Below are 6,522 nucleotides of genomic sequence, written 5' to 3' on the forward strand. Positions count from 1 at the left end.
CGCTGGGCATCGGGTTGGCCGGCGGCTGGGTCGGGCGTAAGACCGCGGAGGTGGTCGAGGCGTTCACCACCTCGAAGGTGACGTTGTCCACCAACGGTAATGCCGAAGAACCCGGCGGACTGTTCGCCAAGGTCGCCGCTGCGGTGGGCGACTCGGTGGTGACCATCGAGTCGATCAGCGATGACCAGGGGATGCAGGGCTCCGGCGTCGTCGTCGACGGGCGGGGCTACATCGTCACCAACAATCACGTCATCTCCGAGGCGGCCAACAACCCCAGCAAGTTCAAGACCACCGTGGTGTTCAACGACGGCAAAGAGGTACTGGCCAATCTGGTCGGCCGCGACCCCAAGACCGACCTGGCGGTGCTCAAGGTGGACAACGTCGACAACCTGACGGTGGCCAGGTTCGGCGACTCCGAGAAGCTGCACGTCGGCGACTTGGTGCTGGCGGCCGGCGCGCCGCTGGGGCTGCGCAGCACAGTCACCCACGGCATCATCAGCGCATTGCACCGCCCCGTTCCGCTGTCGGGTGAGGACTCCGACACCGACACCGTCATCGACGCCGTCCAGACCGATGCGTCGATCAACCACGGCAACTCCGGTGGCCCGCTGATCGACATGGACTCGGCGGTGATCGGGATCAACACCGCGGGCAAGTCGCTGTCCGACAGCGCCAGCGGGCTGGGGTTCGCGATTCCGGTCAACGAGGTGAAGTCGGTTGCAGAAACCCTGATCAAAGACGGCAAGATCGTCCATCCAACGCTGGGGGTGAGCGCTCGGTCGGTGAGCAACTCGATGGCATCGGGTGCGCAGATCGCCAACGTGAAGGTGGGTGGCCCCGCGGAGAAGGGCGGCATGCTGGAAAACGACGTGGTTGTCAAGGTCGGGGACCGCACGGTCGCCGACGCGAACGAGTTCGTCGTCGCGGTACGGCAGCTGCCCATCGGGCAGGAAGCCCCGATCGAGGTGGTTCGCGACGGCCGGCATGTCACGCTGACCGTAACCCCGACCGCGGACAGCTAGCCGGGTCGATGTTCGCCAATGTCGGCTGGGCGGAGATGCTGATACTCGTGGTGGTCGGCCTGGTGATCCTGGGCCCGGAGCGGCTGCCGGGCGCAATCCGATGGAGTGCTACCGCACTGCGGCAGGTGCGTGACTACCTCAGTGACGCCAGCCGACAGTTGCGCGAAGAGATCGGCCCGGAGTTCGACGATCTGCGTCAGCCGTTGAGCGAGCTGCAGAAATTTCGCGGTATGTCGCCGCGGGCTGCGCTGACCAAACACCTGCTCGACGGTGACGATTCGCTGTTCACCGCGGTGAGCCAGCTCGCTGAGGGACCTGGCAACACCGATACGGTTCCATCACCTGGCGCGGGTTCACCGAGTCCTTCCGAGGGCCCACCGGAAACGTCGACACCCTTCGACCCCGACGCGACCTGACCGATCTCTCCGGCGTGGTGACCTGCAGCCAGATGAGCCTGTCCGACTGGCTACATTGCTCACTGTGCTCGTGGGTTCGCAGTTGGGAAACGGAGGTCGGACGACGTGAACCCCTCACCCTTGGACGCGCTGGCGGCACTGTTGGCCCCGCTGGTGGTGGCGGTGCTGTTGGCGGCCCTGGCGCGGCGCCACAACATGTCCACACCGCTGCTGCTGGTGATCGCCGGGCTTGTGCTCGGGACAATTCCTGGAACCCCCGACATCACCTTGCAACCCGACCTGGTGTTGTTCGTCCTCCTGCCGCCGCTGTTGTGGTCGGCCGGCCTGGAAAGCTCCTTCGTCAACATCCGCCGCAACCTGCGCTTCATCGGGTTGTTGGCGATCGGCCTGCCGCTTGCCACGACGATCGCGGTGGGCATCGTCGCCTACCGCACCGTGCCCACACTGACCCTGGCCAGTGCCCTCACCCTGGGCGCGATCGTGGCACCGCCCGACGCGGTGTCGGCGATAGCGGTCGGCCGCCGGGTCGGGCTGCCCCGACGGGTGATGACACTGCTCGGCGGGGAGAGCCTGCTCAACGACGCGACCGCGCTGACCGCCTACAAGGTGGCGCTGGGCGGGGCGATCGGCACGGTCGTCAGCTGGCGTCACGGGCTGGCTACTTTCACCTTGGCTGCCGTTGTCGGCATCGCGGTCGGCGTGGTGCTGGGCGCCGTCATCGTCTACCTGCGCTCCCGGTTGGGCGACCCGCTGGTGGAAAGCGCGATCGGACTGATCGCACCGTTCGTGATCTACCTGGTGGCCGACCAACTCAACGGCTCCGGTGTGCTCGCTGTCGTGGTGGCCGCCCTGATCCTGGGTCAACGTTTCACCCGAATGCACTACGCTACCCGGCTGCAGGACCAGGCGGTATGGCAGGCGATGCAGCTGGTAATGGAATCATTCGCGTTCTTGATGATCGGCCTGCAGTTGCCCGCCGCCGCGCAGGACCGGCATGGGGTCGCCGGCTCGACGCTGGCGGTGGCGTCGGTGGCGGTGTTCTCGACGGTGCTGGCGGTCCGCATCGTCTGGGTGGTGTTCTTCGCCTATGTGCCGCGGCTGCTGTCGGCTCGGATCCGGCAACGCGAGCCGGCGCCCACCCGCGGTCAGGTTTTCATCCTGGCGTGGGCGGGCATGCGCGGTGTGGTGTCGTTGGCGGCCGCGTTCGGTGTGCCTCTGACGACCCTGGCGGGAACGCCACTTGCGGGTCGACCGCAGCTGGTGTTTTTGACCTTCGTGGTGGTGGTGGGCACACTGCTGCTGCACGGGCTGACGTTGCCGTGGCTGGTCCGCAAGCTCGGCGTGCACGGCGACCAGGCACGCACTGACGCGATCGCCGCGGCTGCCGCGCAGGAGAAAGCGGCCCGGGCCGCCGCCGATCGCCTCGATGAGGTGCTCGCGTCGATGGAGGCGTCGGCCGCCAGTGAGCGCGTCATCGAGGAGCTGCGGGTGTGGAACATCCGCCGCCGCAGTAGCGCCCAGGAACGTTTGCGGCGCGCCCACACCGACTCGGCCACCGGCGAGACCGCCGCGGTTACCTTTCGCCGGCTACGGTTGGAGATGCTGGCCGCCGAGCGGAAGACGTTCATCGCCGAACGCAACCGTGGGCAGATCGACGACGAGGTGCTGCGCACCGCGCTACACGGACTGGACCTCGAAGAAGCGACGCTCGATATCGGCTATTAGCCCCGGGCTCACCGCTGCATCTGGCCGGTGACCAAGCCCAACGACATGCCGACCAGACCGCGACCGCGGGTCGCCAGGCCGTCGGCGATCCTGCGCAGCTCCTTGCCGGCTATCGAATCGGGCATCAGCACCACCGGCGTCCCGGAGTCACCGGCGGCCACCATGGTGGCATCGATCGGCACTTGGCCGAGCAGCGGCACGTCCCTGCCCATCGCGCGGGTGAGCTGTTCGGAGACCCGCTTGCCGCCGCCCGCACCGAACAGGTGCATGGTGGTGCCGTCGGGCATGGCCAGCCCGGACATGTTCTCCACGACGCCGATGACCTGCTGACGGGTCTGCAGCGCGATCGCACCGGCTCGCTCGGCGACTTCGGCGGCGGCCAGCTGGGGTGTGGTCACCACCAGGAGTTCCGCCGGCGGCACCAGCTGGGCCACCGAGATGGCGACGTCGCCGGTGCCCGGCGGCAGGTCGAGCAACAAGATATCCAGGTCGCCCCAGTACACGTCGGCCAGGAACTGTTGCAACGCCCGGTGCAGCATCGGACCCCGCCACACCACCGGAGTGTTGCCCTTGGTGAACATCGCGATCGAGATCACCCGGACGTCATGGCCGATCGGCGGCATGATCATCGACTCCACCTGTGTCGGCAATGCGGTGACGCCCATCATCCGCGGCACCGAATGCCCGTAGATGTCGGCGTCGAGCACACCGACTGAAAGTCCGCGGCTCGCCAACGCGACGGCCAGGTTGACCGTCACGCTGGATTTGCCCACCCCGCCCTTGCCGGAGGCGACCGCATAAACCTTGGTCAGCGACCCAGGCTGAGCGAAGGGGATAACTGGCTCGGCGGTGTCGCCCCGTAATTGTTTGCGTAGTTCGGCGCGCTGCTCGTCGCTGAACACATCCAGGCTCACCGTGACCGCGCCTGTCTCCGGCACATCGCTGACGGCCTGAGTGACCATGCTGGTGATTTGGGATTTCATTGGACAGCCCCCGATGGTCAGATAGACCGTGACGTGCACGCTGTGGTCTGGAGCTATCTCGATGCTCTTGACCATCCCCAGTTCGGTCAGCGGACGCCGGATGTCGGGGTCCAGCACCGTGCCGAGTGCTGCATAGACCTTGTCGTGCAGACCGGAGGTGTCATCGGGTGTTTTCGACATCACAGCCGAGTCTAGGTGAGCGACCGCGGCTGTCGAACTGTGATCTTCGTCAGCCTTGCGGGCTCGGCGGTGGCACGGCGTAAGGGGGCATCGGCGCCGGCGGCGTGGGCGCCGCCGGTGGCGGTGGCACATCATAGGGTGCCGCCGGTGGCGGTGGCACATCATAGGGCGGCAGCGGCGTGGGCGCCGCCGGTGGCGGTGGCACATCATAGGGCGGCAGCGGCGCCGGCTGCCCAGCCTGCGGCTCCAGGCAGATCAAGCCGCACGTCGCGATCGAAGAAGGCGCCTGGGCGGGATGCAGCCAGGATTGCAGCCAGGACCATCCTTGCTGCTGGCTGCTCGTCGCGGGTTGCTGGCTCAAATCGATCAGCGGTATCCGCGCCATCGGGTCGGTGGGCGCCAGCCCGTGGGCGTTCAGCGGCGAGTCCGGTCCGAGACCTTCCGGCTTCTCCCAGTGCAGGTCACCGAGCGGCGGTGGGGGCCCGGTTATCGGCGGCAGGTCCATCGGCACGACCCCGGTGGTGTACGCCGCGGCCCAGCCCAACACGTTGCGTGCGTAAGCCGTTGAGTTGTTGTAGCGCAGGAGGGCGGCCATCACCTGCGACTGGTCACGCAGGTTCATTCCGCCGCTGCACAGATACCTCGCCGCTGCCAAGGTGGAGTCGTAGAGGTTCTGTGGATCCGCCTGTCCGTCGCCGTCGCCGTCTGAGGCGTAGCGTGCCCAGGTGCCGGGCAGGAACTGCATCGGCCCGATGGCCCGCGCGTAGACGACTCGGCCGGCGCCGGCGCTCTGGACGACGACCTCGTTGCCGGGCAGCGAGCCGTCCAGCACCGGCCCGTAGATCGGCTGGGCCGCGGTGCCGCGTGCGTCGGTGGCGCCGCCGTTGGCGTGCATCGACTCGATACGGCCGACGCCAGCCAGCAAGTTCCAACTGATCCCGCACTCCGGGTTGGCGACGCTCATTTTCTGCTCAGCGTTACGGTAGGCTGCCAGCGCCATCGCCGGAATCCGCAGTGTGCCAGGCGAATACACCAGTGTCGCCGGCGGCGGAGCCGAGCTGGATGCCTCTGCCACGTGGAAGCTGCTCGGCAGACGTTCGACGGCGACCACGGCCGGGCCGGACGAGTAATCGGGGGTAGACGCGACGGCGGCTAGCGGAGTCACCCGGGTAGCGCTGATATCGCGTAGCTGCAGCGTGGCCATGGCAGACCTGGGCGTCGCGCCGACCGCGCCGGCGAACACCAGCGGGGTGATGACGGCCAGTCCGAACGCCGGTCGTGTCACGCCCGCTAGCCGACGCCACCCGGTCGTGCGGGCGCCGTCCCCTCTACGCACTCGGTCCCCACTCGTCCGTCGCGGTGAAACCGGGTACACCGAAAAGCGCGGCGCATCGGCTTCGATGAACTAGGTCACCATACCTAAACCAGGCTGCGTCAGAAGCGTTATCGAACGGTTCTCTTGTCGTGCCGTTTGGTCAACCCACTCCGCCGGGCTGGCCCGCGGGCTCGTGGGTGGCCGGGTCGGCATCGGGTTTGCAGTCCCGCAGGTGCTCGAGAAGTTCACGCAGCCGCAGCAGCTCGTGGTGCAGGTAGTCGCGGGTGGCCACCTCGCCCAAAGCCAGCCGCACTGCGGCCAGCTCGCGGGCCAGGTATTCGGTGTCGGCTTTAGTCTGCTCGGCTCGGTGGCGGTCCTCCTGCAGGCTGATCCGGTCCCGGTTCTCCTGCCGGTTCTGGGCCAGCAGGATCAGCGGTGCCGCGTAGGCGGCCTGGGTGGAGAAGGCCAGGTTGAGCAGGATGAACGGGTAAGGGTCCCAGTGCAGTCTGGCCGCGAAGACGTTGAGCAGAATCCAGGCCACTACCACGACGGTCTGGACGGCCAGGTAGCGGCCGGTGCCGAAGAACCGTGCCACCGACTCGGTGATCCGGCCGAGCGCCTCGGGGTCCACCCGCAGGCTGGGCAGCCTCGACGTGCGCGGAGTGTAGAGCCGCTGCCGTGCAGAATGATCGGTCACGAAGACCCTCCTGACGGGGTCCCGGCGACGTCGAACCCCGGTTCATCGATGCTTTCCCGCCAATCGTGCGGCAGTAGGTGGTCCAGTACATCGTCGACGGTGACCGCCCCCAGCAGGTGGTTCTGCTCGTCGAGCACCGGCCCGCAGATCAGGTTGTAGGCGGCGAAATAGCGGGTCAGTTCGG

6 protein-coding genes and 1 pseudogene are annotated in these 6,522 nt (G+C 67.4%); 3 read left to right on the top strand and 4 right to left on the bottom strand.

Annotated elements, in window-relative coordinates; translation table 11 throughout:
• From AC2VOP_RS14380 to AC2VOP_RS14390, 3 genes are all read left to right on the top strand, one after another.
• Positions 1–1,022, top strand: a 1,022-nt coding sequence (locus tag AC2VOP_RS14380; RefSeq protein WP_486961600.1) for a S1C family serine protease, incomplete at its 5' end; no start/stop codon positions are given.
• An 8-nt stretch (positions 1,023–1,030) separates the two neighbouring features.
• Positions 1,031–1,438: a Sec-independent protein translocase protein TatB gene (gene tatB / locus AC2VOP_RS14385; protein ID WP_486961601.1), complete on the top strand. Its 408-nt coding sequence runs from the start codon at positions 1,031–1,033 to the stop codon at positions 1,436–1,438.
• Between the two features lie 105 nt (positions 1,439–1,543).
• Positions 1,544–3,163 carry a Na+/H+ antiporter gene (locus AC2VOP_RS14390; RefSeq protein ID WP_486961602.1) on the top strand — a complete coding sequence of 540 codons (1,620 nt, stop codon included), beginning with the start codon at positions 1,544–1,546 and terminating at the stop codon, positions 3,161–3,163.
• A gap of 8 nt (positions 3,164–3,171) precedes the next feature.
• Here the strand turns inward: AC2VOP_RS14390 and AC2VOP_RS14395 are convergent, their stop codons facing one another.
• From AC2VOP_RS14395 to AC2VOP_RS14410, 4 genes and pseudogenes are all read right to left on the bottom strand, one after another.
• On the bottom strand, positions 3,172–4,326 hold the full coding sequence (locus AC2VOP_RS14395) for an Mrp/NBP35 family ATP-binding protein (protein ID WP_486961603.1): 1,155 nt from the start codon (positions 4,324–4,326) through the stop codon (positions 3,172–3,174).
• Between the two features lie 49 nt (positions 4,327–4,375).
• On the bottom strand, positions 4,376–5,611 hold the full coding sequence (locus AC2VOP_RS14400; RefSeq protein WP_486961604.1) for a lytic transglycosylase domain-containing protein: 1,236 nt from the start codon (positions 5,609–5,611) through the stop codon (positions 4,376–4,378).
• Positions 5,612–5,801: 190 nt separating this feature from the next.
• Positions 5,802–6,338, bottom strand: a complete 537-nt coding sequence (locus AC2VOP_RS14405) for a DUF1003 domain-containing protein (RefSeq protein WP_486961605.1) — start codon at positions 6,336–6,338, stop codon at positions 5,802–5,804.
• Positions 6,335–6,522 (bottom strand): annotated as a pseudogene (locus tag AC2VOP_RS14410) (magnesium transporter); the annotation flags it as partial. The gene AC2VOP_RS14405 and the pseudogene AC2VOP_RS14410, both read right to left, overlap by 4 nt.

Source organism: Mycobacterium sp. TH-M106, assembly GCF_057473765.1.